This window comes from Curtobacterium sp. AB7 (assembly GCF_044909335.1).
Classification (GTDB): Bacteria; Actinomycetota; Actinomycetes; order Actinomycetales; family Microbacteriaceae; genus Curtobacterium.
Window position 1 is genome coordinate 17,487 of record NZ_JBIYED010000012.1, and the last position, 26,081, is coordinate 43,567.

Annotated in this window: 20 protein-coding genes; 13 read left to right on the forward strand and 7 right to left on the reverse strand. The window is 69.4% G+C overall.

From position 1 onward, the window contains the following. The first annotated feature begins 45 nt into the window (after positions 1–45). The 9 genes from uvrA (at position 46) to ABH929_RS17230 (ending at position 11,221) form a co-directional block, all read left to right on the forward strand. Positions 46–3,072 (forward strand): excinuclease ABC subunit UvrA, encoded by a 3,027-nt coding sequence (gene uvrA, locus ABH929_RS17190; protein WP_404562095.1) that lies wholly within the window; start codon positions 46–48, stop codon positions 3,070–3,072. Further along, positions 3,073–5,148 (forward strand): excinuclease ABC subunit UvrC, encoded by a 2,076-nt coding sequence (uvrC, locus tag ABH929_RS17195; RefSeq protein ID WP_263090843.1) that lies wholly within the window; start codon positions 3,073–3,075, stop codon positions 5,146–5,148. A 103-nt stretch (positions 5,149–5,251) separates the two neighbouring features. Continuing rightward, complete coding sequence (gene rapZ, locus ABH929_RS17200) at positions 5,252–6,151, forward strand: RNase adapter RapZ (protein WP_111083956.1); 900 nt, start codon at positions 5,252–5,254, stop codon at positions 6,149–6,151. Positions 6,152–6,226: 75 nt separating this feature from the next. Then, positions 6,227–7,207: a DNA-binding protein WhiA gene (whiA, locus tag ABH929_RS17205; protein WP_111083957.1), complete on the forward strand. Its 981-nt coding sequence runs from the start codon at positions 6,227–6,229 to the stop codon at positions 7,205–7,207. A gap of 280 nt (positions 7,208–7,487) precedes the next feature. Then, a complete protein-coding gene (gene gap / locus ABH929_RS17210) occupies positions 7,488–8,492 on the forward strand; it encodes a type I glyceraldehyde-3-phosphate dehydrogenase (RefSeq protein ID WP_111083958.1) in 1,005 nt (334 codons plus the stop codon). A 3-nt stretch (positions 8,493–8,495) separates the two neighbouring features. Beyond that, positions 8,496–9,713 (forward strand): phosphoglycerate kinase, encoded by a 1,218-nt coding sequence (locus ABH929_RS17215; protein ID WP_263090846.1) that lies wholly within the window; start codon positions 8,496–8,498, stop codon positions 9,711–9,713. After that, positions 9,710–10,489, forward strand: coding sequence for a triose-phosphate isomerase (tpiA, locus tag ABH929_RS17220; RefSeq protein ID WP_404562096.1), 780 nt, complete (start codon positions 9,710–9,712; stop codon positions 10,487–10,489). The genes ABH929_RS17215 and tpiA overlap by 4 nt, the downstream gene beginning before the upstream one ends. Before the next feature lie 108 nt (positions 10,490–10,597). Next, positions 10,598–10,849, forward strand: a complete 252-nt coding sequence (gene secG, locus ABH929_RS17225; protein WP_017887256.1) for a preprotein translocase subunit SecG — start codon at positions 10,598–10,600, stop codon at positions 10,847–10,849. Positions 10,850–10,852: 3 nt separating this feature from the next. Next, on the forward strand, positions 10,853–11,221 hold the full coding sequence (locus ABH929_RS17230; RefSeq protein ID WP_027465686.1) for an RNA polymerase-binding protein RbpA: 369 nt from the start codon (positions 10,853–10,855) through the stop codon (positions 11,219–11,221). 532 nt (positions 11,222–11,753) lie between these two features. Here ABH929_RS17230 and pgl read toward each other — a convergent pair. From pgl to tkt, 6 genes are all read right to left on the reverse strand, one after another. After that, complete coding sequence (gene pgl / locus ABH929_RS17235; protein ID WP_111083960.1) at positions 11,754–12,524, reverse strand: 6-phosphogluconolactonase; 771 nt, start codon at positions 12,522–12,524, stop codon at positions 11,754–11,756. Positions 12,525–12,622: 98 nt separating this feature from the next. Beyond that, positions 12,623–13,567, reverse strand: a complete 945-nt coding sequence (locus ABH929_RS17240; protein WP_205462467.1) for a glucose-6-phosphate dehydrogenase assembly protein OpcA — start codon at positions 13,565–13,567, stop codon at positions 12,623–12,625. Further along, positions 13,564–15,102 carry a glucose-6-phosphate dehydrogenase gene (gene zwf / locus ABH929_RS17245; RefSeq protein WP_111083962.1) on the reverse strand — a complete coding sequence of 513 codons (1,539 nt, stop codon included), beginning with the start codon at positions 15,100–15,102 and terminating at the stop codon, positions 13,564–13,566. Before zwf ends, ABH929_RS17240 begins: the two co-directional genes overlap by 4 nt. Positions 15,103–15,124: 22 nt before the next feature. Then, positions 15,125–16,723, reverse strand: coding sequence for a glucose-6-phosphate isomerase (locus ABH929_RS17250; protein ID WP_404562097.1), 1,599 nt, complete (start codon positions 16,721–16,723; stop codon positions 15,125–15,127). Further along, on the reverse strand, positions 16,723–17,835 hold the full coding sequence (gene tal / locus ABH929_RS17255; RefSeq protein ID WP_205462466.1) for a transaldolase: 1,113 nt from the start codon (positions 17,833–17,835) through the stop codon (positions 16,723–16,725). The genes ABH929_RS17250 and tal overlap by 1 nt, the downstream gene beginning before the upstream one ends. Before the next feature lie 127 nt (positions 17,836–17,962). After that, positions 17,963–20,056: a transketolase gene (gene tkt / locus ABH929_RS17260; protein ID WP_205462465.1), complete on the reverse strand. Its 2,094-nt coding sequence runs from the start codon at positions 20,054–20,056 to the stop codon at positions 17,963–17,965. A 446-nt stretch (positions 20,057–20,502) separates the two neighbouring features. On the opposite strand from tkt, the gene ABH929_RS17265 reads away from it, so the two are divergent. Then, complete coding sequence (locus ABH929_RS17265) at positions 20,503–21,429, forward strand: heme o synthase (RefSeq protein ID WP_404562098.1); 927 nt, start codon at positions 20,503–20,505, stop codon at positions 21,427–21,429. A 366-nt stretch (positions 21,430–21,795) separates the two neighbouring features. Here ABH929_RS17265 and ABH929_RS17270 read toward each other — a convergent pair whose 3' ends face one another. Further along, positions 21,796–22,773, reverse strand: a complete 978-nt coding sequence (locus tag ABH929_RS17270) for a heme A synthase (protein WP_111083967.1) — start codon at positions 22,771–22,773, stop codon at positions 21,796–21,798. A 252-nt stretch (positions 22,774–23,025) separates the two neighbouring features. Between ABH929_RS17270 and sufB the strand changes: the two genes are divergently transcribed. From sufB to ABH929_RS17285, 3 genes are read left to right on the forward strand one after another with little or no spacing between them, the layout of a single operon-like run. Then, the gene (gene sufB, locus ABH929_RS17275; protein ID WP_111083968.1) at positions 23,026–24,444 is read left to right on the forward strand and encodes a Fe-S cluster assembly protein SufB; all 1,419 of its coding nucleotides are present in this window, start codon (positions 23,026–23,028) and stop codon (positions 24,442–24,444) included. Further along, entirely contained in the window at positions 24,445–25,710 is a 1,266-nt protein-coding gene (sufD, locus tag ABH929_RS17280) for a Fe-S cluster assembly protein SufD (protein ID WP_263090862.1), read from the forward strand. It abuts the gene before it with no gap. After that, positions 25,710–26,036 carry a non-heme iron oxygenase ferredoxin subunit gene (locus tag ABH929_RS17285; RefSeq protein WP_111083970.1) on the forward strand — a complete coding sequence of 109 codons (327 nt, stop codon included), beginning with the start codon at positions 25,710–25,712 and terminating at the stop codon, positions 26,034–26,036. Before sufD ends, ABH929_RS17285 begins: the two co-directional genes overlap by 1 nt. The last annotated feature ends 45 nt before the right edge of the window (positions 26,037–26,081 follow it).

A 26,081-nucleotide genomic window follows, 5' to 3' on the forward strand; every position in this document is an offset into this window, starting at 1 on the left:
CGACTCGCGGGCGGATGTCGGACCCCTTTCGTACAATCGACGGCGATGACAATCACCTCTGACCGCGGCACCGCGACCTCGGGCCGGAACGCCTTCGGCGAGCCGACCGACCCCCACCTCCCCGGCGTGACCGTCCCGACCGGCTCCTCGACGCTCAGCGTCCGCGGGGCCCGGGTGCACAACCTCCGGAACGTCGACCTCGAGATCCCCCGTGACTCCCTCGTGGTCTTCACCGGCCTGTCCGGATCCGGCAAGTCGTCGCTGGCCTTCGACACGATCTTCGCCGAGGGGCAACGACGCTACGTCGAGTCCCTGTCCGCCTACGCGCGGCAGTTCCTCGGCCAGGTCGACCGGCCCGACGTCGACTTCATCGAAGGGCTGTCGCCCGCGGTGTCGATCGACCAGAAGTCGACGAACCGCAACCCGCGGTCGACGGTGGGCACGATCACCGAGGTCTACGACTACATGCGTCTGCTCTGGGCGCGCATCGGGGTGCCCCACTGCCCGACGTGCGGCGAGGTCATCAGCAAGCAGACCGTGCAGCAGATCGCCGACCAGCTCATGGAGTTCGAGTCCGGCACGCGCTTCCAGGTGCTCGCCCCGGTCATCTCCAAGAAGAAGGGCGAGTTCGTCGACCTCTTCCAGGAGCTCGCGGCGTCCGGCTACGCCCGCGCGATCGTCGACGGTGAGCGCATCCAGCTCAGCGACCCGCCGAAGCTCAAGAAGCAGGTCAAGCACGACATCTCGGTGATCGTCGATCGTCTGGTGTCGAACGACGACATCCTCGGTCGGCTCACCGACTCGCTCGAGACGGCACTGCGCCTGACCGGTGGCACCGTCGGCATCGACCTGGTCGACCACGACGGCCCCGGTGCGGTGCGCACCTACTCCGAGAACCTGTCGTGCCCGAACAACCACCCGCTCGCGCTGACCGAGATCGAGCCCCGCACGTTCTCGTTCAACGCGCCGTTCGGCGCCTGCCCGGAGTGCTCCGGGCTCGGCACGCGCATGTCGGTCGACCCGGACCTGGTGCTCGGCGACCCCGATGCCTCACTGCGCGACGGCGTCCTGCTGCCCTGGACCGGAGCGAGCGGGCTGTACTCGTACTTCGAGAAGCTCCTCGCCGGCCTCGGCAAGGACCTCGGGTTCACGCTCGACACCCCGTGGAGCCAGCTCGACGCCTCGGTGCAGGCCGCGATCCTGACGGGCAAGGACTTCCAGGTGTCGGTGTCCTGGCGCAACCGGTTCGGCCGCGAGATGCGCTACACCAGCGGGTTCGAGGGCGTGATGCCCTACATCGAGCGCAAGTTCGCCGAGGCCGAGTCGGACTCGCAGCGCCAGCGCTTCCAGGGCTACCTGCGCGAGGTCCCGTGCCCGGTGTGCGACGGCACGCGCCTCAAGCCCGAGGTCCTGGCGGTCACGGTCGACGGCCGCAGCATCGCCGACGTCACCGACATGTCCCTCGACAACGCGTACGCGTTCATGGACACCCTGACGCTCACCGACCGCGAAGCGCACATCGCCGCGGCGGTCCTGCGCGAGATCCGGGCGCGCCTCGAGTTCCTGCTCGAGGTCGGCCTGAACTACCTGACCCTGGCGCGCGGCGCCGGCGGGCTGTCTGGTGGCGAAGCACAGCGCATCCGTCTCGCGACGCAGATCGGCTCCGGCCTGACCGGCGTGCTGTACGTGCTCGACGAGCCGAGCATCGGGCTGCACCAGCGCGACAACCGCCGTCTCATCGACACCCTGGTCAAGCTCAAGGACCTCGGCAACACGCTGATCGTCGTCGAGCACGACGAGGACACCATCCGCACCGCCGACTGGGTCGTCGACATCGGCCCCGGGGCCGGCGTCAACGGCGGCAACGTCGTGCACTCGGGCTCGTACGAGGGCATCATCGCGAACCGCGAGTCGGTGACGGGGGACTACCTCGCCGGCCGTCGTGCGATCGAGGTCCCCGCCGAGCGCCGCAAGGTCAACCTGAAGCGCACCATCAGCGTGCAGGGTGCACGGGCGAACAACCTGAAGACGATCGACGCCGACTTCCCGCTCGGGGTGTTCACCGCGGTCACCGGCGTGAGCGGGTCGGGCAAGTCCACCCTGGTCAACGACATCCTGTACAAGGTGCTCGCGAACCAGCTCAACGGTGCGCGGCACATCGCCGGCAAGCACACCCGCGTCAAGGGGCTCGACCAGCTCGACAAGGTCGTGCACGTCGACCAGGCACCGATCGGCCGCACGCCGCGGTCGAACCCGGCGACCTACACGGGCGTGTTCGACCGGATCCGGCAGCTGTTCGCCGAGACACCCGAGGCGAAGACCCGTGGGTACCAGCCCGGTCGGTTCAGCTTCAACGTGAAGGGTGGCCGGTGCGAGAACTGCTCCGGCGACGGCACGATCAAGATCGAGATGAACTTCCTGCCCGACGTCTACGTCGCGTGCGAGGTCTGCGGCGGTGCGCGCTACAACCGCGAGACGCTCCAGGTCCACTACAAGGGCAAGAGCATCTCCGAGGTCCTGGACATGCCGATCAGCGAGGCAGCCGAGTTCTTCGAGCCGATCTCCGCGATCCACCGCTACATGGCGACCCTCGTCGACGTGGGTCTCGGGTACGTCCGTCTCGGCCAGAGCGCGACCACGCTCTCCGGTGGCGAGGCACAGCGCGTGAAGCTCGCGACCGAGCTGCAGCGCCGCTCGAACGGCCGGACCGTCTACGTGCTCGACGAGCCGACGACGGGTCTGCACTTCGAGGACGTCCGCAAGCTCCTCCTGGTGCTGCAGAGCCTGGTCGACAAGGGCAACACCGTCATCACGATCGAGCACAACCTCGACGTGATCAAGTCGGCCGACTGGGTCATCGACATGGGCCCAGAGGGCGGTGCCGGCGGCGGTACGGTGCTCGCGACCGGCACCCCGGAGCACGTCGCGGACGTGCCGGAGAGCTTCACGGGCGTCTTCCTGCGCGAGATCTTCGACGCGCAGGACGCCCGGGTCGGCAAGCAGCAGGCGGTCGAGGCCCGCTCGGCGAGCCGACCGGGCAAGTCGACCAAGCAGAAGGCGGGTGCACGGTAGGTGGCGGACACCGTCCCGTGGCGCCCGAAGGCGGGGGAGATCCCGACCGACCCGGGCGTCTACCGATGGCGTGACGAGGCCGGCCGGGTGCTCTACGTCGGCAAGGCGAAGAACCTCCGCGCCCGGCTGAGCAACTACTTCGCACCGCTGCCGACGCTGCACGAACGCACCCGGCGGATGGTGCTGACGGCCCGCAGCGTCGAGTGGACGACGGTCGGCTCCGAGATCGAGGCACTGCAGCTCGAGTACACCTGGATCAAGGAGTTCGACCCGCCGTTCAACGTCAAGTTCCGCGACGACAAGTCGTACCCGTACATGGCGATCACCATGGCGGACGAGGCCCCACGGGTGATGGTCACGCGGAACCGGAAGATCAAGGGTGCGAAGTACTTCGGGCCGTACCCGAAGATCTGGGCGGTGCACGACACGATCGACCTGATGATCAAGGTGTTCCCGATCCGCACCTGCTCGGACTCGTCGTACAAGCGCGCGATGCAGACGGGCAAGCCCTGCTTCCCCGGGCAGATCGGCAAGTGCGGCGGTCCCTGCTCGCAGCGCGTCACCATCGAGGAGCACCGTGCGCTCGTCGAGGAGTTCGTGCGGTTCATGAACAGCTACGACCGCCGGGTGATCACCGAGCTGCGCCAGCGCATGGGGGCCTCGGCCGACGCCATGCAGTACGAACAGGCCGCGAAGTTCCGCGACCAGGTCGAGGCGCTAGAGGCCGTGCTCGAGAAGTCCGCCGTGGTGCTCCGCGACTCGGTGGACCTCGACCTGTTCGGCATCGCCGAGGACGAGCTCGCCGCCGCCGTCCAGCTGTTCTCGGTCCGTGGCGGGCGCATCCGCGGTGTCCGCGGATGGGTCGTCGACAAGGAGCTCGACATCTCGACCGGTGACCTGGTCGAGCAGATCGTGCAGGGCGTCTACGCCGACAACGAGCTCACGCCGGCCGCCGTCGCCGAGGAACCCCCGCGCGAGGTCGTGGTGCCGACCCTGCCCGAGGACGCCGACGCACTGCAGCAGTGGCTCAGCGAACGACGGGGCGGCCGCGGCACGAAGCTCAGCACGGCGCAGCGCGGTGACCGTGCCGGCCTGGCCCGCACGGCCGCCCAGAACGCCGCCCAGGCGCTGATGCTCTACAAGACGAAGCGGTCCGCCGACTACACGACGCGCTCCGCGGCCCTCGCCGACATCCAGGACGCCCTCGGCATGACCGAGGCCCCGCTCCGCATGGAGTGCTACGACATCTCGCACCTGCAGGGGACCAACGTCGTGGCCTCGATGGTGGTGTTCGAGGACGGCCTGCCCCGCAAGGACCAGTACCGCCGCTACACGATCGCCGAGACCACCGACGACACCGACAGCATGTACCAGGTGCTCTCCCGGCGTCTGGCGCGACTCGACGAGGACGCCGACCTGCCAGACGTCCCCGACGTGACGAGCGCCGAGGTGGTCGAGGGCTCCAAGCCCTCGAAGCGGTTCGCCTACCGCCCGCAACTGCTCATCGTCGACGGTGGGCAACCCCAGGTGCAGGCCGCCAAGCGTGCGCTGGACGAAGCCGGGGTGCACGACATCGCGTTGGTCGGCATCGCGAAGCGTCTCGAGGAGCTCTGGCTGCCCGACGACGACTTCCCGGTGATCATGCCGCGCAACTCTGAGGCGCTCTTCCTCATCCAGCGCATCCGTGACGAGGCGCACCGGTTCGCGATCACCCACCAGCGCACCCGGCGCAAGCGCGACGTGCGGTCCCGGCTGTCCGAGATCCCCGGGCTCGGTCCGACCCGCGTCAACGCACTGCTGAAGCACTTCGGTTCGGTGGCGCGGCTGCGCGAGGCCACGGCCGACGAGATCAGCGAGGTCAACGGTGTCGGTCCGGCGACCGCCGCGGCAGTCGTCACGAAGCTGCAGCAGACCCCGACGAGTGCGCCGGCCACCAGTACGGCGAGCCCGACGAGCGCGCCGGACGCCGAGACGGACCAGCCGGACACGACGGACCCCGCGGACGCTGCGGCGCTCCCCGGGGGCCCGGTGCGGGTCCCCGACGTGACCCTCGACGGTCCGCAGCTGCCCACGTGACGCATCCCGAGCCTCCCGACACCTGTCGGGCGATACCCTGGTCCCGCAGCCGAGACCTCCCCGGGCGACGCGCCCGGGCCGCCACGACGGAGCCCACTCCCAGATGACCGACAGCGCCACAGCGACCGCGCACGCGTCGCAGCACGACATCCTCATCGTCACCGGCATGTCCGGCGCCGGGCGTTCGACGGTCGGCAAGGCCCTCGAGGACCTCGGCTGGTACGTCGTCGACAACCTGCCGACGCAGATGCTGGCACCGCTCACCGAGCTGGCGGACCGCGCCGGCGAGAAGATCCCGAAGATCGCCACCGTCGTCGACGTCCGCGGCGGGCGGTTCTTCACGGATCCGGAGCACGCGGTCGAGCAGGTGCGGTCGACCACGTCCGCACGGGTCCGGGTGCTGTTCCTCGAAGCCACCGACGCCGTCCTGGTGCGGCGCTTCGAGCAGGTCCGACGACCCCACCCGCTCCAGGGCGAGGACACCCTGCTCGACGGCATCGCGCGCGAGCGGACCCGGTTGGCCGGTCTGCGCGAGGCGTCCGACATGGTGATCGACACCTCGGACCTCAACATCCACCAGCTCGCGAACACCGTCACCGAGCAGTTCGCCGACGATCACTTCGTGGGTGTTCAGGTGACGCTCATGAGCTTCGGGTTCAAGTACGGCCTGCCCGCAGACGCCGACATGGTGGCCGACGTCCGGTTCCTGCCGAACCCCTACTGGGTCCCGGAACTCCGGGCCCACACGGGCCTCGACCAGCCCGTCTCGGACTACGTCCTGGCCCAGGCCGGAGCCCGTCCGTTCGTCGATCGGTACGTCTCCGTGCTCGAGCCGGTGCTCGAGGGGTACCAGCGCGAGAACAAAAGACACGCTACGATCGCCATCGGCTGTACCGGCGGGAAGCACCGCTCGGTCGCCATCGTCGCCGAGTTGGCGAACCTCCTCCGCGGGATGCCTGGCGTCGCCGTGCGTGTGAAGAACCGAGATCTCGGCCGGGAGTGACCGTCCCTCCGGCCGCTCCCCACGCACGTGCCGCCGGGATCGCGGGACCACCAGATGAACGTTAGGAATGATGCTGTGCCGTTGACTGCCGAGGTCAAGGACGAACTGGCCAGGGTCGCCGTGAACCGCAACACGGTCCGCGCCGCCGAACTGGCCACGATCCTCCGGTTCGCGGGTGGCCTGCACGTCATCTCGGGCCGCATCGCGGTCGAGGTGGAGCTCGACACCCGGATCATCGTGCACCGGGTCCGCAAGGACCTCGCCGAGCTGTACGGCGTCCGCAGCGAGGCGTCGGTGGGCTCGTCCGCGTCGTCCCGTCGTGGCACCCGCTATCTGGTCCGCGTGCTCGAGGCGGGGGAGACCCTCGCACGCCAGACCGGTCTGATGGACGCCCGTCGCCGCCCTGTCCGCGGGCTGCCGAACCGGCTCACCACGGGCAACCGAGAGGACCTCGCCGCGATCTGGCGCGGTGCGTTCCTCGCCTCCGGCACGCTGACCGACCCGGGCCGGGCCGCAGCGCTCGAGGTCACGTGCCCCGGCAACGAGGCCGCCATGGCCCTCGTCGGTGCCGCGTCGCGTCTCGGCGTCGCCGCGAAGGGCCGCGAGGTCCGGGGCGTCCACCGCGTCGTCATCCGCGACGGCGAGGCCATCGGCCAGATGCTCACGGTGATGGGTGCGGCCCGCACCACCGCCGACTGGGAGGAGATGCGGCAGCGGCGCGAGGTCCGTGCGACCGCGAACCGCCTCGTCAACTTCGACGACGCCAACCTCCGCCGTTCGGCGCAGGCCGCCGTCGCCGCCTGCGCCCGCGTCGAGCGCGCGCTCGAGATCCTCGGCGACGAGGTCCCCGACCACCTGCAGTACGCCGGCGCGCTGCGCCTGCAGCACCGCGACGCGTCGCTCGACGAGCTCGGCCAGCACGCCGACCCGCCCATGACGAAGGACGCCATCGCCGGTCGCATCCGCCGACTCCTCGCGATGGCCGACAAGCGCGCGTCCGACCTCGGCATCCCCGGCACGGAAGCGAGCGTCCCCGAGGAGCTCGAGGGCGTCTGAGACGGGTCGTCCGACCTGCATGACGGGAGGCGCGGTGCCAGCTGGCACCGCGCCTCCCGTCCGTTCTGTGGCCGACGTCGCGGGCCGCATCGACGCCCGTCAGGACACCGTGCGGGACCGTCCGGACGGACCGTCATCCGGCACGGCCTGGCAGGGTCCGACTGCTAGGGTCGTTACGGCGACGTTACGGGGCGTATCGTCCACCACACGCGGGCCCGACAGGGCCAGCGCCCTCCGAAAGCAGCGCCCCTCGGGCGCTCCACACCCACCAGGAGATCCATTGACCGTCAAGATCGGTATCAACGGCTTCGGCCGTATCGGCCGCAACTTCTTCCGGGCCGCCCTCGCGAAGGGCTCCGACCTCGAGATCGTGGCGGTGAACGACCTCACCGACAACGCCGCTCTGGCGAACCTGCTGAAGTTCGACTCCATCACGGGTCGTCTCGGCGTCTCCGTCGAGCTCGACGGCGACAACATCGTCGTCGACGGCAAGGCCATCAAGGTCCTCGCGGAGCGCGACCCCGCCAACCTCCCCTGGGGCGAGCTGGGCGTCGACATCGTCATCGAGTCGACCGGTTTCTTCACCAAGGCCGCCGATGCGCAGAAGCACATCGACGCGGGCGCCAAGAAGGTCATCATCTCCGCCCCGGCCACCGGTGACGACGTCACCATCGTCCTCGGCGTGAACGAAGACCAGTACGACCCGGCGAACCACAACATCATCTCGAACGCGTCCTGCACCACGAACAGCCTCGCGCCGCTCGCCAAGGTGTTCAACGACAAGTTCGGCATCGAGCGTGGCCTCATGACCACGATCCACGCCTACACCGCCGACCAGAACCTGCAGGACGGCCCGCACAAGGACCCCCGTCGTGCCCGTGCGGCCGCGCTGAACATCGTCCCGACCTCGACCGGTGCCGCCAAGGCCATCGGCCAGGTCATGCCGGAGCTCGCCGGCAAGCTCGACGGCTTCGCGCTCCGCGTCCCGGTCCCGACCGGCTCGATCACCGACCTGACCCTCGAGACCAAGTCCGAGGTCACCGTCGACGAGATCAACGCCGCGTACAAGGAAGCTGCAGAGGGCCCGCTCAAGGGCATCCTGCTCTACAGCGAGGACCCGCTGGTGTCGACCGACATCACGACGGACCCGCACTCCTCGATCTACGACTCCGGCCTGACCAAGGTCATCGGCGGTCTCGTGAAGATCACCTCGTGGTACGACAACGAGTGGGGCTACTCGAACCGTCTCGTCGACCTGACCGAGTACGTCGGCGAGCGTCTGTAACACATGGCCCTCCGCACCCTCGAGGACCTCGGCGACCTCGCCGGCAAGCGCGTCGTCGTCCGTTGTGACCTGAACGTCCCGCTCAAGGACGGCACCATCACGGACGACGGCCGCGTGCGGGCGTCGCTGACGACCCTCAACACCCTCATCACCGCCGGCGCTCGCGTCATCGTGATCTCCCACCTGGGCCGCCCCGACGGGGAACCCAAGCCGGAGTTCTCGCTCGCGCCGGTCGGCCAGCGGCTCTCCGAGCTGCTCGGCAAAGAGGTCACGTTCGTCGGCGAGACCGTCGGCGACGAGGCCACCGCAGCCGCCGAGGCCCTCGAGGACGGTGACGTCCTGCTGCTCGAGAACCTCCGCTTCAACCCGGAGGAGACCGCGAAGGACGCTGCCTCGCGCTCCGCGTTCGCAGACCGCATCGCGGCACTCGGTGACGCGTTCGTCTCCGACGGCTTCGGTGTCGTGCACCGCAAGCAGGCATCGGTCTACGAGCTCGCGTCTGCGCTGCCCAGCGCAGCCGGTTCGCTCATCGAGACCGAACTGCGGGTGCTGGAGCGCCTGACGAAGAACCCCGAGCGCCCCTACACGGTGGTGCTCGGCGGCTCGAAGGTCAGCGACAAGCTCGGCGTCATCGACCACATCCTGCCGAAGGTCGACACGCTGTGCATCGGCGGCGGCATGCTCTTCACCTTCCTCGCGGCCCAGGGCCACGGGGTGGCGAAGTCCCTGCTCGAAGCCGACCAGCTCGACGTCGTCCGCGAGTACATCTCGCGGGCGAAGGAGCTCGGCGTGACGATCGACCTGCCGACCGACGTCGTGGTGGCCTCCGGGTTCTCCGCCGACGCGGCACACGAGACGGTGGCGGCCGACGCGATCGAGTCGTCGTCGTTCGGTACCGACGGCATCGGCCTCGACATCGGTCCGGAGACGGCGGCGCGGTTCGCGTCGGCGGTGTCCGGTTCGAAGACGGTGTTCTGGAACGGTCCGATGGGCGTGTTCGAGTTCCCGGCCTTCGCCGCCGGCACGAAGACCGTCGCCAAGGCCCTGACCGAGGTCGACGGCCTCGGTGTGGTCGGCGGTGGCGACTCCGCCGCTGCGGTCCGCTCGCTCGGCTTCTCGGACGACCAGTTCGGGCACATCTCGACCGGTGGCGGTGCGAGCCTCGAGTTCCTCGAGGGCAAGTCGCTTCCCGGTCTCGAAGCACTGGGGTGGTCCGCATGACCCGTACGCCGCTCATTGCGGGTAACTGGAAGATGAACCTGGACCATCTCCAGGCCATCGCCACGGTCCAGAAGCTCGCGTGGACCCTGAAGGACGCCCGCCACGACTTCGACGACGTCGAGGTCGCGGTGTTCCCGCCCTTCACCGACCTGCGGAGTGTGCAGACGCTCATCTCGGCCGACAAGCTGCCGATCCACTTCGGTGCGCAGGACCTGTCGCAGTACGACTCCGGTGCGTACACCGGCGACGTCTCCGGCGCGTTCCTGTCGGCGCTCGACGCGCAGTACGTCATCGTCGGACACTCCGAGCGGCGCACGCTGCACGGTGAGACCGACGAGGTCGTCGCGGCGAAGACCGCCGCGGCCGTCAAGCACGGCCTCGTGCCGGTCGTCTGCATCGGCGAGACCGGTGAGCAGCGCGAACAGCGCGGCGCCGGCGTCGTGCCGGTCGAGCAGCTCCGCGTCGTGCTCGACGCCGTGCAGCCGTCGGAAATCGTCGTCGCCTACGAGCCCGTCTGGGCGATCGGTTCCGGCCAGGCGGCCACGGCCGAGCAGGCGCAGGACGAGTGCGCCGCGATCCGTCGTGGCATCGCTGCTGCCTGGGGTGACCAGGCCGCTGCCGACACGCGTGTCCTGTACGGCGGTTCGGTCAAGTCCGGCAACATCGCCGGGTTCCTCCGTGAGCCCGACATCGACGGCGCCCTCGTCGGCGGCGCATCCCTCGACGTGCAGGAGTTCGCGGCGATCGCCCGGTTCCGCCAGCACGTCGGGCTGTAGCAACACCTGCTGGCGTCGGGCTGTAGTCCGCACCACTCCCGTCCATGTACCGGCCGTGCCCCGCGCGGCCGGTATACTGGTACGGCTGACTGACACGAAAGGTACGTCGTGGCGATACTCTCCGTCGTGCTGCAGGTCCTGCTCGCAATCACGAGCCTCCTGCTCACGCTCCTCATCCTCCTGCACAAGGGCCGCGGTGGCGGTCTCTCCGACATGTTCGGTGGCGGCGTGACGAGCAACCTCGGGGCGTCCGGCGTCGCCGAGCGCAACCTCAACCGCATCACGGTGATCCTCGGTCTGGTCTGGATCGTCTCCATCATCGTGCTCGGTCTCATCAACAAGTTCACGGCGGGGGTCTGATCCATGGCTAGCGGAGGCAGTGCAATCCGAGGGTCCCGCGTGGGCGCAGGACCGATGGGCGAGCAGGACCGTGGGGTCCAGGCCGAGCGTGTGGCGATCTCGTACTGGGACGCCCTCGGCAACGAGGTCGTGCGGTACTTCGCCGCGAACCTCCCGGACGAAGAGATCCCCGAGACGGTCGATTCGCCGTCGAGCGGTCTCCCCGCCGGGCGGGACAAGGAGAACCCTCCCGTGGTCTCCAAGACGGAGCCCTACAAGACGCACCTGGCGTACGTGAAGGAGCGTCGCACCGAGGAAGAGGCAGCGCAGCTCCTCGAGGACGCGCTCCAGCAGCTTCGCGAGCGTCGCGGTACCGCGGCGAAGAAGGCGTAGCGCTCACCCACTGACGAAGGCCCCCGCACCGTGATGGTGTGGGGGCCTTCGTGCGTCTGAAGTCGCCGGCGGTGCTCGGCGCGCGGGTGGCCCGCTCGCCGAGTGGTCACGACACGCCGCGTGCGGTTCGCTGCGGCGGCGCGTTCTGTCGCCTGGGGCGCGTCCAGGCGACACTTCTTGACCGCTCGGCGTGGTGTCGGCGGGGTGTCGTGATCGTGCGGATGCAGGTGCAGGTGCAGGTCCGGGGCACGGGGTGCGGGTGCCGGGTGCCCGGTGCCGAGTGCCGCGCGGAGAGCCGTCTCGCCGAGTGGTCACGACACGCCGCGTGCGGTTCGCTGCGGCGGCGGGTTCTGTCGCGTGGGGCGCGTCCAGGCGACACTTCCTGACCGCTCGGCATCGGCGCGCGGGTGCGGCCGACGGCCAGTGCGCGGGGACGACGGGGACGGGGCCGGCGGCGGTAGGGGCGACCGGACGACGGACGGGAGGCCCGGCGCCAGCTGGCACCGGGCCTCCCGTCAGGCAGGACGCCCGTCTAGTACGTCGACGCGATGAGGTTCTCGGGGACGTCGCGCGCGGCGTCCTGGTCCACGAAGAACACGGTGCGCTTGCGACCCTGGACGCCGCCCACGGGGACGTCCTCGACGGAGGCGCCCGCCAGGGCGAGCCCGAGGACCGACGCCTTCTCGGCACCGGACAGGATGACCCAGACGCGCTGCGAGGCGTTGATCACCGGGTAGGTGACCGTCAGGCGCTGCGGCGGCGGCTTGGGGGAGTCGTCGACCGACACGACGGCGCGGTCGGTGACCGTGAGCTGCGGGAACTCGGGGAAGAGCGACGCGGTGTGCCCGTCGGGGCCGACACCGAGCAGCGTGATGTCGAAGCGCGGAGCAACGGCACCCTCGTACGCGGCGTCCTGGAGTTCGCGCTCGTACTGCAGCGCGGCCGCTTCGATGTCGATGCCGGCGTCGGACGCGGGCATCGGGTGGATGTTCGACTCCGGGATGTCGACGTGGTCGAAGAAGTCGGTCTGCGTCCCCGTGGTGTTGCGGTCGGCGTCACCGGCCGGCACCCAGCGCTCGTCGACCCACCAGACGTGGACCTTCGACCAGTCGACGCTCTCGCGCGCCGGCGACTGACCGATCGCGGCGAGGACGAGGGACGACACCGAGCCACCGCTGATCGCGATGTCGGCACGCTCCTGCTCGTCGAGCACGTCGATGATCTTGGTGATGAAGCGTGCGGCGACCGAAGCGCCGAGGGCCTGCTTGTCCGGGTGCACGAGCACCCGCCGTTCGTTGGTCACGTGACTCCCGTGTTCGTGGCGGCCGACCGGTCGTACGACCGCCTTCGGTCCGGTCGGGCCGCCTGCACCAGACAGACGACCCGACCGTTGTGGGGTGCTCAGCGGGCGATGGTCTCGCGCAGCTGGGTCACCCCGTGCTTGACGACGTCTCCGAAGAGGACGTCCGGGTCGAGTCTACGGAGTTCCTCGGCCAGGCAGTCACGCAGGTTGCGGCGTGGCAGCGACAGGTCGTGCGTGGGCTGACCGGGCATCGAGAGCGTCGCGACGTCCACCAGGGAACGCTCGAGGTCGATGGTGCCCGACTCGCGCACGAGCTTGACGCCGTGGATGCCGCTCGAGCCGGTCGCACGCGGCGACGTGGTGACCGTCACCGGCACCTCGAGCTGGAGCTGCAACCACGCGGCGAGCAGGATCGTCGACGGGCTGTCCGAAGCGCCCGTGACCTCGACGCCGGTGATCGGCTCGTACGGCGGCTGGTCGAGCGCCGCGGCGAGCTGGTTCCGCCACAGGGTCAGTCGGGTCCACGCGAAGTCGGTGTCGCCCGGCACGTACGAGGCACCGAGGGCCTCGATCGCGCCGTTCGGGTCCTTCTGCGCGGCGGCGTCGGTGATCCGACGCTGGGCGATGCGGCCCAGTGCCGAGGCCGACGGCTGCGACGGCGCGGTCTGCGGCCACCAGGCCACGACCGGGGCGTCCGGCAGGAGCAGGCCCGTGACCAGGCTCTCCTCGTCGGTCGCGGTCTCGCCGTAGGCACGGAGGACGATGACCTCGCTGGCACCCGCGTCGCTGCCCACGCGGATCTGCGCATCGAGACGGCCGGGCGACTTCGTGTCACCGTCGTTCTTCGACACGATGATCACGCGCATCGGGTGCTCGCGGGACGCCTCGTTCGCGGCCTCGATCGCTTCTTCCTCGTGGCCGAGGGCCGTCGAGATGATCAGCGTCAGGACACGACCGAGGGCGACGGCGCCGCCCTCCTCGCGGATGTGGACGAGCTTCTTCTGGATCTTCGAGACCGTGGTGTTCGGCAGGTCGATCTTCATGGACGCCTCCAGGTCCGGCCGTCGCGGGCGAGCAGGGCGTCGGCGGACGCCGGACCCCACGTGCCGGGACGGTACTGCTCGGGCTGGCCCTGCGTGGCCCAGAACTCCTCGATCGGGTCGAGGATCTTCCAGGACAGCTCGACCTCCTGGTGCCGCGGGAACAGCGGCGGGTCACCGAGGAGCACGTCGAGGATGAGTCGCTCGTACGCCTCGGGGGACGCCTCGGTGAAGGCGTGGCCGTACCCGAAGTCCATCGTCACGTCGCGCACCTGGGTGCCGACGCCGGGGACCTTCGAGCCGAACCGGAGCGTGACGCCCTCGTCCGGCTGGACGCGGATGACGAGCGCGTTCTGACCGAGGGGGGACTGCGAGTTGCCGTAGACGTCCTCGGGGACGCGCTTGAAGACGATCGCGATCTCGGTCACACGACGGCCGAGCCGCTTGCCGGCACGCAGGTAGAACGGGACGCCCTGCCAGCGACGGGTCGCGATGTCGAGCTTGATCGCCGCGTACGTCTCGGTGCCGGACTCGGGGTTCATCCCGGCCTCGTCGAGGAAGCCGAGCACCTTCTCGCCGCCCTGCCAGCCGCCGGCGTACTGTCCACGCGCCGTGGCGGTCGACAGGTCCTCGGGCAGCCGCACAGCGGACAGCACCTTCTCCTTCTCGGCGCGCAGGTCGGCGGCCTTGAACGAGACGGGCTCCTCCATCGCGGTGAGCGCGAGGAGCTGCAGCAGGTGGTTCTGGATGACGTCGCGCGCCGCGCCGATGCCGTCGTAGTACGCCGCACGTCCGGCGACGCCGATGTCCTCGGCCATCGTGATCTGGACGTGGTCGACGTAGTTCGAGTTCCAGATGGGTTCGTACATCTGGTTCGCGAACCGGAGCGTCAGCAGGTTCTGGACGGTCTCCTTGCCGAGGTAGTGGTCGATGCGGAACACGTCGTCGGGCGCGAAGACGCTCTCGACGATCGCGTTCAGCTCGCGCGCGGTGCGGAGGTCGGAGCCGAACGGCTTCTCGACGACCACGCGGCTCCACGAGCCCTCGCGCTTCGCGGTGAGGCCGGACAGCTTCAGCTGCTCGGTCACCACCGGGAACATCTTCGGCGGGATGGACAGGTAGAACGCGTGGTTGCCGAGCGTCCCGCGCTCGGCGTCCAGGTCGTCGACGGTCTGCTTGAGCTGCAGGAACGCCTCGGGGTCGTCGAACGAGCCCTGGACGAAGCGGATGCCCTGCTCGAGCTGACGCCAGACGTCCTCGTCGAACGGGGTGCGGGAGTGCTCCTTGACGGCGTCGTGCACGAGCTGGGAGAAGTCTTGGTCCTCCCAGTCGCGACGGGCGAAGCCGACGAGCGCGAACCCCGGGGGCAGCAGCCCCCGGTTGGCCAGGTCGTAGACCGCCGGCATCAGCTTCTTGCGTGACAGGTCGCCCGTCACGCCGAAGATGATGAGCGTGCTCGGTCCCGCGATCCGGTTCAGTCGACGATCCGTCGGCAGCCGGAGCGGGTTGTGCTCCGGGGTGATTGCCACCGGTGACATGAGTCGGTGAACTCCTTACGAGTCAGTGGGAGACGGCGGAGGCGATGGCCGCGGTGGCGGCGCGCACGTCCGACGTCGTGAGGGTGAGGACCGGGCGGCCGTGCTGCGCGAGGACACTCGCGTCACCGGCTGCCTGGGCCTGGAGGAGCTGGCCGAACGTGAACGGCCGGCCCGGGATCGCCAGGTCGTCCGGTTCGTCCGCCACGATCTGCAGGAACACTCCCGTGGCGGGGCCGCCCTTGTGGTACTGCCCGGTCGAATGCAGGAACCGCGGGCCGTACCCGAAGGTGACCGGCCGACGCGTGCGCGCCGCCAGGGCGTCGCGGAGCGTCTCGAGGTCACGGTTCGTGGTGCGGTCGACGTACGCCTGCACCGCCACGTAGCCGGTGGCGTCCAGTTCGGACAGGAGGCCCGTCACGGCTTCTGCGAGCGTCTTCCCGACCGGCAGTCCGGGCGTCGCGGAGACGGCGATGCCGTCCTCGGTGAATGCAGGTTCCGCAGGCGCGGGACGGTCGTCGAGGAGCGCACGGGTCGCGACCTTGGCGGCCTCGACGTCGGGCTGGTCGAACGGGTCGATGCCGAGCAGGCGCCCGGCGACCGCGACGGCGTACTCCCAGACGAGGATCTGGCCACCGAGCGTCCCGGTGATCTCGACCTCGCCCTCGGCGACGTGGCGCTCGTCCTCGCGCGAACCGACCAGACGGATGACCTGGACGTCCGGCAGGGCTGCGGAGACCTCGGGGGAGTCGGGGTGCAGCACGACGGGCAGCAGGCCACGTCCACTCTTGCCGGTCGACTCGGCGATCAGCTGTTCCACCCAGTCGCCGAACCCGACGATGTGGGTGCCGTCCGGGACGATGGCGATCTTGTCGCGCAGCGGGTCGGTGCCGGCGAGGACCGCACCGAGGACGAGCCCGGGGTTCTCGTCGAGGTCGACCGACAGCAGCGCGGAGATCGCGTCTGCCTCGTCCAGCAGTTCGGCGATGTCCGCTCCGGCGAGACCGGAAGGTACCAGCCCGAACGCAGTGAGCGCCGAGTAGCGGCCGCCGACGGTCGGGTCAGCGGTGAAGACCCGGTACCCGGCGTCGATCGCGGCGGCCTCGAGCGCGGAGCCCGGGTCGGTGACGACGACGATGCGGCCGGTGGGGTCGATGCCGGCGTCGCGGAACGCCTGCTCGTAGACACGGCGCTGGGAGTCGGTCTCGAGCGTGGAGCCGGACTTCGACGAGACGACGAGCACGGTGCGCTCGAGGTCCGTCGTGACGGCGGCGCGGACCTGCGCGGGGGCGGTGGAGTCGAGCACCGTCAGCGGGACGCCGGCGGTGCGCGTGATCACCTCTGGCGCGAGCGACGAGCCGCCCATGCCGGCGAGGACGACGTGGTCGACCCCTTCGGCACGGAGCGACTCGCGCAGCGCGGTGATCTGGGCGACGAGCGGGCGGGAGACCGAGACGGCCTCCACCCAGCCGAGGCGCTTGGACGCCTCGGCCTCGGCGTCCGGTCCCCACAGCTCGGGGTCCTGGGCGGTGATGCCCGAGGCCACCAGGTCAGCGACGAGCCGCGGGACCACCGAGTCGATGGCCCGCGCGGCATCGCCGCTGGCAGCGATGGAAACCGTCACTACTTGGCGCCCTCGAGCGCAGCCTTCACGGTGTCGACGAGCTCGCCCCACGAGACGTTGAACTTGTCCACGCCCTCCTTCTCGAGCAGCGCCACGACGTCGTCGTAGTCGATGCCCTGCGCGGCGAGCTGGTCGAGGACCTGCTGCGCGGCGTCGAAGGTGCCGGCGATCGCGTCGCCGTGGATCTCACCGTGGTCGAACGTGGCGTCGAGCGTCTTGCCCGGCATCGTGTTCACGGTGTTCGGTGCGGCGAGCTCGGTCACGTAGAGCGTGTCGGGCAGCGACGGGTCCTTGACGCCGGTCGAGGCCCAGAGCGGACGCTGCGTGTTCGCACCGGCCTCGAGCAGGCCGAGGGCGCGCTCGGAGGCGAACGCCTCGGTCCAGACCTGGTAGGCGAGCTGCGCGTTGGCGATGCCGGCCTTCGACTTCAGGGCCTTGGCCTCGTCGGTGCCGACGGCGTCCAGGCGCTTGTCGATCTCGGAGTCGACGCGCGACACGAAGAACGAGGCGACCGAGTGGATCTTCGACAGGTCGTGGCCGGCGGCCTTGGCCTTCTCGAGTCCACCGAGGTAGGCGTCGATGACGGCGCGGTAGCGCTCGAGCGAGAAGATCAGGGTGACGTTCACCGAGATGCCCGCGCCGATGACCTCGGTGATGGCCTCGAGGCCCTCGACCGTTGCCGGGATCTTGATGAGGACGTTCTCGCGGCCGACCTTCTCGAACAGGAACTTGGCCTGCTCGATGGTCTTGGCGGTCTCGTGCGCGAGGCCCGGCTCGACCTCGATCGAGACGCGGCCGTCGAAGCCCTTGGTCTCGTCGTAGATCGGCTTGAAGACGTCGGACGCGTTGGCGACGTCCTGCGTGGTGATCTCGAAGATCGCCGCGGTCACGTCGGTGCCGGCAGCAGCCAGCTCCTTGACCTGGGCGTCGTAGCGCTCGCCCTTGGCGAGGGCCGACGCGAAGATCGTCGGGTTCGTGGTGACGCCGACGACGTTCTTCTGCGCGATGAGGTCGGTGAGCGCACCGGTCTCGAGGAGCTCGCGGGACAGGTCGTCGAGCCAGATGCTCACGCCGACCGCGGAGAGGGCGGCAGTGGGGGTGTTCTCAGCCATGTGTTTCTCTTCTTTCCTTCATCGGCCTGATGGCCGGGGTCTGGGGGACCGGGGGCGCGTGGCGGAGCCGAGCCGCGCCTCCCGGCAGAAGGGCCGGATCCGGCGAACCGGACCCGGCCCCTGCGGGTCAGGAAGCCGCGATGGATTCCTTCGCGGCGGCCACGACGTGTTCCGTCGTGAACCCGAACTCCTTGAAGAGCGTCTGGTAGTCGGCCGAGGCACCGAAGTGCTCGATCGAGACGCTGCGGCCCTTGTCGCCGACGATGTCGCGCCAGCTCATGGCGATGCCGGCCTCGACCGACACGCGAGCGGTGACGTCCTTCGGGAGCACCTGGTCCTGGTAGTTCTCGGACTGGGCGCGGAACCACTCGATGGACGGTGCGCTCACGACGCGGGCGTTGATGCCCTCGGCCTTGAGCTGCTCACGGGCCTCGACGGCGATCTGGACCTCGGAACCGGTCGCGATGAGGATCACGTCCGGGGTGCCGTTCGGCGCCTCGGCCAGGATGTACGCACCCTTGGCGACGTTCTTCGCCGAGGCGAAGACCTCACCGGAGGCGTCGCCCTCGCCACGCTCGAACACCGGCAGGTTCTGACGGCTCAGCGCGATGCCGGCCGGGCGGTCGGTGTGCTTGAGCATCTCGAGCCAGGCGTACGCGACCTCGTTGGCGTCGGCGGGGCGGACCACGTCGAGACCCGGGATCGCACGGAGCGACGAGACCTGCTCGATCGGCTGGTGCGTCGGGCCGTCCTCACCGAGTGCGACGGAATCGTGGGTCCAGACGTAGATCGCCGGGGCGCCCATGAGCGCGGCGAGACGGACTGCCGGACGCATGTAGTCGCTGAAGATCAGGAACGTGCCACCGAAGGGGCGGGTGTTCCCGTGCAGGACGATGCCGTTGAGGATCGAGCCCATGGCGTGCTCGCGGATGCCGAAGTGCAGCACGCGGCCGTACGGGTCGGTGCTCCACGTCGACGTCGAGGCCTCGGCCGGACCGAAGGACTTGGCGCCCTCGATCGTGGTGAGGTTCGACTCGGCGAGGTCGGCCGAGCCACCCCAGAACTCGGGCATCAGCGGCGCGATGGCGTTGATGACCTTGCCGGAGGCGGCACGGGTCGAGACGGCCTTGTCGGTCGGGAAGACCGGCAGTGCTGCCTCGAGGTCCGCGGGGAGCTCCTTGGCGTTGACGCGGTCGAACAGCGCCTTCTTGTCGGCGTTGGCGGCAGCCCACGCGTCGAAGGTCTTCTGCCACTCGGCGTGCTGCGCCTGGCCCTTGGCCACGGCGCCGCGGGTGTACTCCAGGACCTCGGGAGCGACCTCGAAGGTCTTCGCGGTGTCGAAGCCGAGGACCTCCTTGAGGCCCTTGATCTCGTCGGCGCCGAGCGCCGAACCGTGGATCTTGCCGGAGTTCTGCTTGGTCGGCGACGGCCAGCCGATGATCGTCTTGAGGACGATGAGCGACGGCTTGTCGGTGACCTGCTGAGCGGCCTCGATCGCGGCGTGGAGCGCCACGGCGTCTTCGGAGTACTCGCCGGTCTTCTTCCAGTCGACGATCTGGACGTGCCAGCCGAGCGCCTCGTAGCGCTCGGGGACGCTCTCCGAGAACGCGATGTCGGTGTTGTCCTCGATCGAGATCTGGTTCGAGTCGTAGAACGCGATCAGGTTGCCGAGCTGCTGGCGGCCGGCGAGCGAGCCCGCCTCGTTCGTGACGCCCTCCTGCATGTCGCCGTCACCGGCGATCACGTAGGTGAAGTGGTCGAACGGCGACTGGCCGGCCGGGGTCTCCGGGTCGAACAGGCCGCGCTCGAAGCGCTGGGCGTAGGCGAAGCCGACCGAGGACGCGAGGCCCTGGCCGAGCGGGCCGGTGGTGATCTCGACACCGTCGGTGTGGCCGTACTCCGGGTGACCCGGGGTCTTCGAGCCCCACTTGCGCAGGTGCTGGAGGTCTTCGAGCTCGAGGCCGTAGCCGTGCAGGTAGAACTGCACGTACTGCAGGATCGAGGCGTGACCGGCGGAGAGGATGAAGCGGTCGCGGCCGATCCAGGTGGAGTCGCTCGGGTCGCGACGCATCACCTTCTGGAAGAGCAGGTGTGCGAGCGGCGCGAGGCTCATCGCGGTGCCGGGGTGACCGTTGCCGGCGGCCTCGACCGAGTCGGCGGCGAGAACGCGGGCCGTGTCGACGGCCTTCCGGTCGATGGCGTCCCAGGTGAATTCAGCCACTTGGATGTTGACCCTTCTTGATGCGACATGTGCGAGGGCTCGTGCCATCGCACGGACATGTGGCCATCCCGGGGCCGAGTCGTGTCGCCGTCTAGCGGCGGCCGACCGGCTCATCGCGGCCGACGTCATCGGGGCGCGCACTGCGGGAGGGCAGGTCCAGCATAGTGACCAGCCACTCAGAAGGGGTTCAGGTGACGCCCGATGTTCACCAGTCGGGTCACCCGGGCGCCTGTCCGCCGGGCGTGTCGTGCTCCGCAGTCGGGCGTCCGTGGTCCGTCGTCGTGACCGGGATGGGCGAGCGGGGCATCATCGCGGCGCTTCCATCACGTAAACTGTCGACGACCCGTGGACATTCCGGGTCAGCGCATGCCCGGACGCCGCCGCAGTCGTCCACCGAGTGTGCGAGCTGATGCGAACAGACTGAGGTTCCCTTGCCGACTGCCACCGTGACCAGGCCCGACACCGATCGACCCCGATCGACGCTGTCCCGCAAGGTCCGTGCGTACGTCTCGTTGACCAAACCGCGGGTCATGGAGCTGCTGCTCGTGACCACCGCGCCGACCATGTTCCTGGCCGAGCGTGGTGTGCCGGACCTCTGGCTCGTGTTCTGGACGATGCTCGGCGGCGCGATGTCCGCCGGTTCGGCGTCGGCCTTCAACTGCTACATCGACCGTGACATCGACCGCCTGATGAAGCGGACGAGCACCCGCCCGCTGGTGACCGGTGAGCTCTCGGACCGCGAAGCCCTCATGTTCTCGTGGATCCTCGGTGTCCTGTCGACGGCGGTGCTCGGGTTCCTGGTGAACTGGCTCGCCGCGGCCCTGAGCGTCATCGCGATCCTCATCTACGTGTTCGTCTACACGCTGTGGCTCAAGCGCCGCACTCCGCAGAACATCGTGTGGGGGGGCTCGGCCGGCTGCATGCCCGTGCTCATCGGCTGGGCGGGCGTCACCGGGTCGCTCACCTGGGCCCCGGTCATCCTGTTCATGGTGATCTTCCTCTGGACGCCGCCGCACTACTGGCCGCTGTCGATGAAGTACCGCGACGACTACGACGCCGCCGACGTCCCGATGCTCGCCGTGGTCCGCGGTCGCACCGTGGTCGGCCTGCAGGTCGTGCTCTACGCCTGGGCGACGCTCGTCTGCTCGCTCCTGCTCATCCCTGTTGCGCACATGGGCCCGCTGTACACCGTGGTCGCACTGGCCGGTGGCATCTGGTTCGTCGTCGAGTCGCACCGGCTGTACTCGCGGGCGATCCAGCACGTCGAGCACGTGCAGCCGATGCGGGTGTTCCACAGCTCGATCACCTACCTGACGCTGCTCTTCATCGCCGTGGGCATCGACCCGCTGCTGCCGCAGGTCTTCACCTTCTAGGCGCTGCGCGCCGCGCCGGGCGACGCCGTACGACGTCCTCGGTGTCGTGCGACGTCGCCTTCGTCGTCGGTGCGCGTACGCGTACGCGAGGGTTGCGCGCAGGCGCGATGCGACGTCCTCGACGTCGTACGACGTCGACGACGTCGTTCCGGGTCGGCGCACGACCGGGCGCGGCTGTGGACGTGCGCACAGGGCGGACGGGAGGCGCGGGGCGGGGCCGCCACGGGCCTCCCGTCCGCAGCGTGCGAGCCCTGGCCGCGGGGCGGACGCACGCACCCGGTGCACGCGCAACGAACGACACCCCACGAGTCGATCGACTCGTGGGGTGTCGCAGAACCGGTGTCGCGCGCGCGACGCGCCCGGGCGTCAGGCTGCGTCGAGTGGTTCGCGCACGGCTTCGCGACCGGCGCTGGCGCGCGTGGCGAGCACGACCGCCGTGGTGGCCCCGACGAGCAGTCCGGCGAGCACCATGTGCGTGCCCACCAGCCCGACGGGCAGACCGGTGCGGGCCTGGGTCAGGCCGACGGCGATCTGCAGGAACTCGACGACGAGCAGCAACAGCGCCCACTTGCTCGAGATCCGGAGCCGGACTGCGCCGACGACGAGCACGAGGGTCAGCGCGAACAGGGCGTACGCGGGCCAGGCGTGCACGTGTTCCATGACCGCGGGGTCGAAGCCCGTGCGGTGCAGCATCCCGCCGTCGACCGCTTCGTCGGCGCCGGCGTGCGGGCCACTGCCGGTCGTCAGGATGCCGACGAGCACGGTGACCACGACGGCGGCGACGGTGCCGCGGACGACGCCGGTGTACCAGCCGGGCACGAGGCGGTGGCTGGTGCGGGGCCCGTGCATCGTCCGGTAGACCAGGGCCGCGGTGACCGATGTCAGGGCGGCGGACACGACGAAGTGCAGCCCGACGACGAACGGGTTGAGGTTCGTGAGCACGCTGAGCCCACCGATGACGGCCTGGACCGGGATCGCGACGCCCTGAGCGAACGCGAGCCAGAAGAGTTCGGGGCGCGTGCGGAGCATCCGGACGACCGCCAGGAACATCGCGATCGCCACGATGACGAGCACGAAGGTGAGCAGTCGGTTGCCGAACTCGATGATCCCGTGGATGCCCATCTCGGGTGTCGAGACCAGCGAATCGGCCGTGCACTTGGGCCAGGTGGGGCATCCGAGGCCCGACGCGGTCAGGCGGACGAGACCGCCGGTGCCGATCAACACCACCTCGACCACGAACGAGGCCCACGCCAGCGCGATGACCCGGCGGTCGACGACCCGGGGGAGCGACCACCACCGTGCGGTCCGGAGATCCTGGTCGACGGGGGGTCCGACGCGAGTCACGAGGGTGGTGCCTTCCTGTTGTTCCGTGCAGTGAACCTGTAGGATTCGAGGGTTCAGCAGCAGTCAAGTCTAGGCAGGCGCCGGCTCCGAATGGGCCGAGATCGCCGATCGATCCAGGGACTGCGTGGAACCATTGTCGTTGCGAGGGAGCAGCACCGTGTCCGCCTGTCGGCGGTCTGCGGTGGAATGGCGTCCAGACGCCACGGGTTCACACCTGAAGACGCTGCCCCGCGAGAAGGAAACGAGGAGACCATGTCCGACGTGCTCATCGACCGTCCCGAGCTCGAAGGGCTCGGGCAATACGAGTTCGGCTGGTCCGACTCCGACTCGGCCGGGGCCTCGGCCCGCCGTGGGGTCTCGGACGAGGTCGTCACCGACATCTCGAACCTCAAGCACGAGCCCGAGTGGATGCTCAAGAACCGGCTCAAGGGCCTGCAGCTCTTCGGCCGCAAGCCGATGCCGACGTGGGGTGCCGACCTGACGGGCATCGACTTCGACAACATCAAGTACTTCGTGCGCTCGACCGAGAAGCAGGCGCAGTCGTGGGAGGACCTCCCCGAGGACATCCGCGCGACCTACGAGAAGCTCGGCATCCCCGAGGCCGAGCGCCAGCGACTCGTCGCCGGTGTCGCCGCGCAGTACGAGTCCGAGGTCGTGTACCACCAGATCCGCGAGGACCTGGAGCAGCAGGGTGTCATCTTCATGGACACCGACACCGCGCTCCGCGAGCACCCCGAACTCTTCCAGGAGTACTTCGGCACCGTGATCCCGGCCGGCGACAACAAGTTCGCCGCGCTGAACACGGCCGTGTGGTCGGGCGGCTCGTTCGTCTACGTCCCCAAGGGCGTCCACGTCGAGATCCCGCTCCAGGCCTACTTCCGGATCAACACCGAGAACATGGGCCAGTTCGAGCGGACGCTGATCATCGCGGACGAGGACTCCTACGTCCACTACATCGAGGGCTGCACCGCCCCGATCTACAAGTCGGACTCGCTGCATTCGGCCGTCGTCGAGATCATCGTGAAGAAGAACGCCCGCGTTCGCTACACGACGATCCAGAACTGGTCGAACAACGTCTACAACCTCGTGACCAAGCGTGCGATCGCGCACGAGGGCGCCACGATGGAGTGGATCGACGGCAACATCGGCTCCAAGGTGACGATGAAGTACCCGTCGATCTACCTCGCCGGTGAGCACGCCAAGGGCGAGACCCTGTCCGTCGCGTTCGCCGGCCCCGGCCAGCACCAGGACGCCGGCGCGAAGATGATCCACATGGCGCCGTACACGACGTCGTCGATCGTCTCGAAGTCGATCGCCCGTGGCGGCGGTCGTGCGGGCTACCGCGGCGAGGTCCGGGTCGACCCGGCGGCCCACCACGCAGCGAACACCGTGCGGTGTGACGCGCTGCTCGTCGACACCATCAGCCGGAGTGACACGTACCCGGCGATCGACATCCGCGTCGACGACGTCCAGCTCGGGCACGAGGCCACGGTCTCGCGCGTGAGCGAGGAGCAGCTCTTCTACCTGATGTCCCGCGGCATGGCCGAGGACGAAGCGATGGCGATGATCGTCCGTGGCTTCATCGAGCCGATCGCCCGCGAGCTCCCGATGGAGTACGCGCTCGAACTCAACAAGCTCATCGAGATGAGCATGGAAGGATCCGTCGGCTAGATGTCCAGCACCACCCCTCCCCACATCGACCAGCCGATCGAGCCCGCGGCACCCGCCCAGGGTGCCGAACAGCACGGCGCCGGAGCCCACTCCGACGGCGGCTGGGACGCCCCGGACAAGAAGATCCCGGTCCAGACCCGCTCCGAGCGGTTCCAGTCCGGCGACCTCGAGGCGTTCCCGACCGTCACCGGCCGAGAGGTCAACTGGAAGTTCGCGCCCCTGGCGAAGCTCCAGCCGCTCCTCGACGGCGGTCTCGACGGATCCGCCTACCGCTTCCTCGCCCGCCAGTCCGACGGTGCCGACGTCGAGTGGGGTCGCAGCGACGACCCCCGCGTCGGGTCCGCTGGTCTGCCCGAGGACCGTGCAGCGGCCGCTGCGTGGACGGCGCGCGACGCCGTCCTCGCCGTCACCGTCACGGCGACCGAGGCGCACGAGTTCATCACCATCACGCGTTCCGACTTCGGCACGCAGCCCCGCGCGGCGCACACGGTCATCACGGCCGAGCCGCACGCCCAGGGCATCGTCGTGCTCGACAACCGCGGCAGCGCGCTGCTCAGCGAGAACATCGAGATCGTCGTGCAGGACGGTGCGCGCCTGACCGTCGTCAGCCTGCAGGACTGGGACGACGACGCGGTGCACGTCTCGACGCACTTCGCCGAGGTCGGCCGCGACGCCTTCCTGAAGCACGTCGTGGTCTCGCTCGGCGGCGACGTCATCCGGGTCAACCCCTCGACGCACCTCGGTGCGCAGGGCGCCGACACCGAGATGTACGGCGTGTACTTCGCCGACGCCGGTCAGTACATCGAGCAGCAGGTCTACGTGAACCACGACGCGCCGAACACGCGCGGTCGGGTCAACTACAAGGGTGCGCTGCAGGGCAAGGGCGCGCACACCGTGTGGATCGGTGACGTGCTCATCGGTCGCGCCGGTGACGGCACCGACTCGTACGAGCAGAACCGCAACCTCGTGCTGACCGACGGCACCCGTGCGGACAGCATCCCGAACCTCGAGATCGAGACGGGCAACATCGAGGGTGCCGGCCACGCGAGTGCGACCGGTCGCTTCGATGACGAGCAGCTGTTCTACCTGCAGGCCCGCGGCATCCCCGAGGAAGAAGCGCGTCGGCTCGTCGTGCTCGGCTTCCTGGTCGAGGTCATCCAGAAGATCGGTGCGCCCGAGCTCGAGGAACGACTCATCGCCGCGGTCGAGCAGGAGCTCGCCGAGGGCCGCTCGGTGATCGTCGCGCCGGCGGAGGCCGACGCCTGATGCCCACGAAGGTCTGCGCGGAGTCCGAGATCGCGGTGGACAGCCCGATGCGCGCCGTCGTCGACGGCACCGCGGTGGCCATCGTGAAGGACTCGTCCGGCACCGTGCACGCCATCGGCGACACCTGCACCCACGGGGACATCTCGCTGGCCGAGGGGTTCATCGAGGGCGACACGCTCGAGTGCTGGGCCCACGGCTCCCGCTTCTCGCTCGCCACGGGGAAGCCGCAGAACTTCCCGGCGTACGAACCCGTCCCGGTGTTCCGGGTCGAGGTGCGCGAGGGCGACGTCTACGTCGACGTGCACGACCCCGTCCCCGTCGACTGACACCGCCGCCCGGCCCCCACACTTTCCGCGGCCCGTCCGCGACAC

Bases quoted from the DNA above. Each gene is read 5' to 3' on its own strand.
- uvrA (WP_404562095.1), top strand. From the start codon at position 46: ATGACAATCACCTCTGACCGCGGCACCGCGACCTCGGGCCGGAACGCC.
- zwf (WP_111083962.1), bottom strand. From the start codon at position 15,102: ATGTCACCGGTGGCAATCACCCCGGAGCACAACCCGCTCCGGCTGCCG.
- ABH929_RS17240 (WP_205462467.1), bottom strand. From the start codon at position 13,567: ATGAAGATCGACCTGCCGAACACCACGGTCTCGAAGATCCAGAAGAAG.
- ABH929_RS17215 (WP_263090846.1), top strand. From the start codon at position 8,496: ATGGCCCTCCGCACCCTCGAGGACCTCGGCGACCTCGCCGGCAAGCGC.
- tpiA (WP_404562096.1), top strand. From the start codon at position 9,710: ATGACCCGTACGCCGCTCATTGCGGGTAACTGGAAGATGAACCTGGAC.
- ABH929_RS17230 (WP_027465686.1), top strand. From the start codon at position 10,853: ATGGCTAGCGGAGGCAGTGCAATCCGAGGGTCCCGCGTGGGCGCAGGA.
- rapZ (WP_111083956.1), top strand. From the start codon at position 5,252: ATGACCGACAGCGCCACAGCGACCGCGCACGCGTCGCAGCACGACATC.
- tal (WP_205462466.1), bottom strand. From the start codon at position 17,835: ATGGCTGAGAACACCCCCACTGCCGCCCTCTCCGCGGTCGGCGTGAGC.
- sufB (WP_111083968.1), top strand. From the start codon at position 23,026: ATGTCCGACGTGCTCATCGACCGTCCCGAGCTCGAAGGGCTCGGGCAA.
- ABH929_RS17285 (WP_111083970.1), top strand. From the start codon at position 25,710: ATGCCCACGAAGGTCTGCGCGGAGTCCGAGATCGCGGTGGACAGCCCG.
- sufD (WP_263090862.1), top strand. From the start codon at position 24,445: ATGTCCAGCACCACCCCTCCCCACATCGACCAGCCGATCGAGCCCGCG.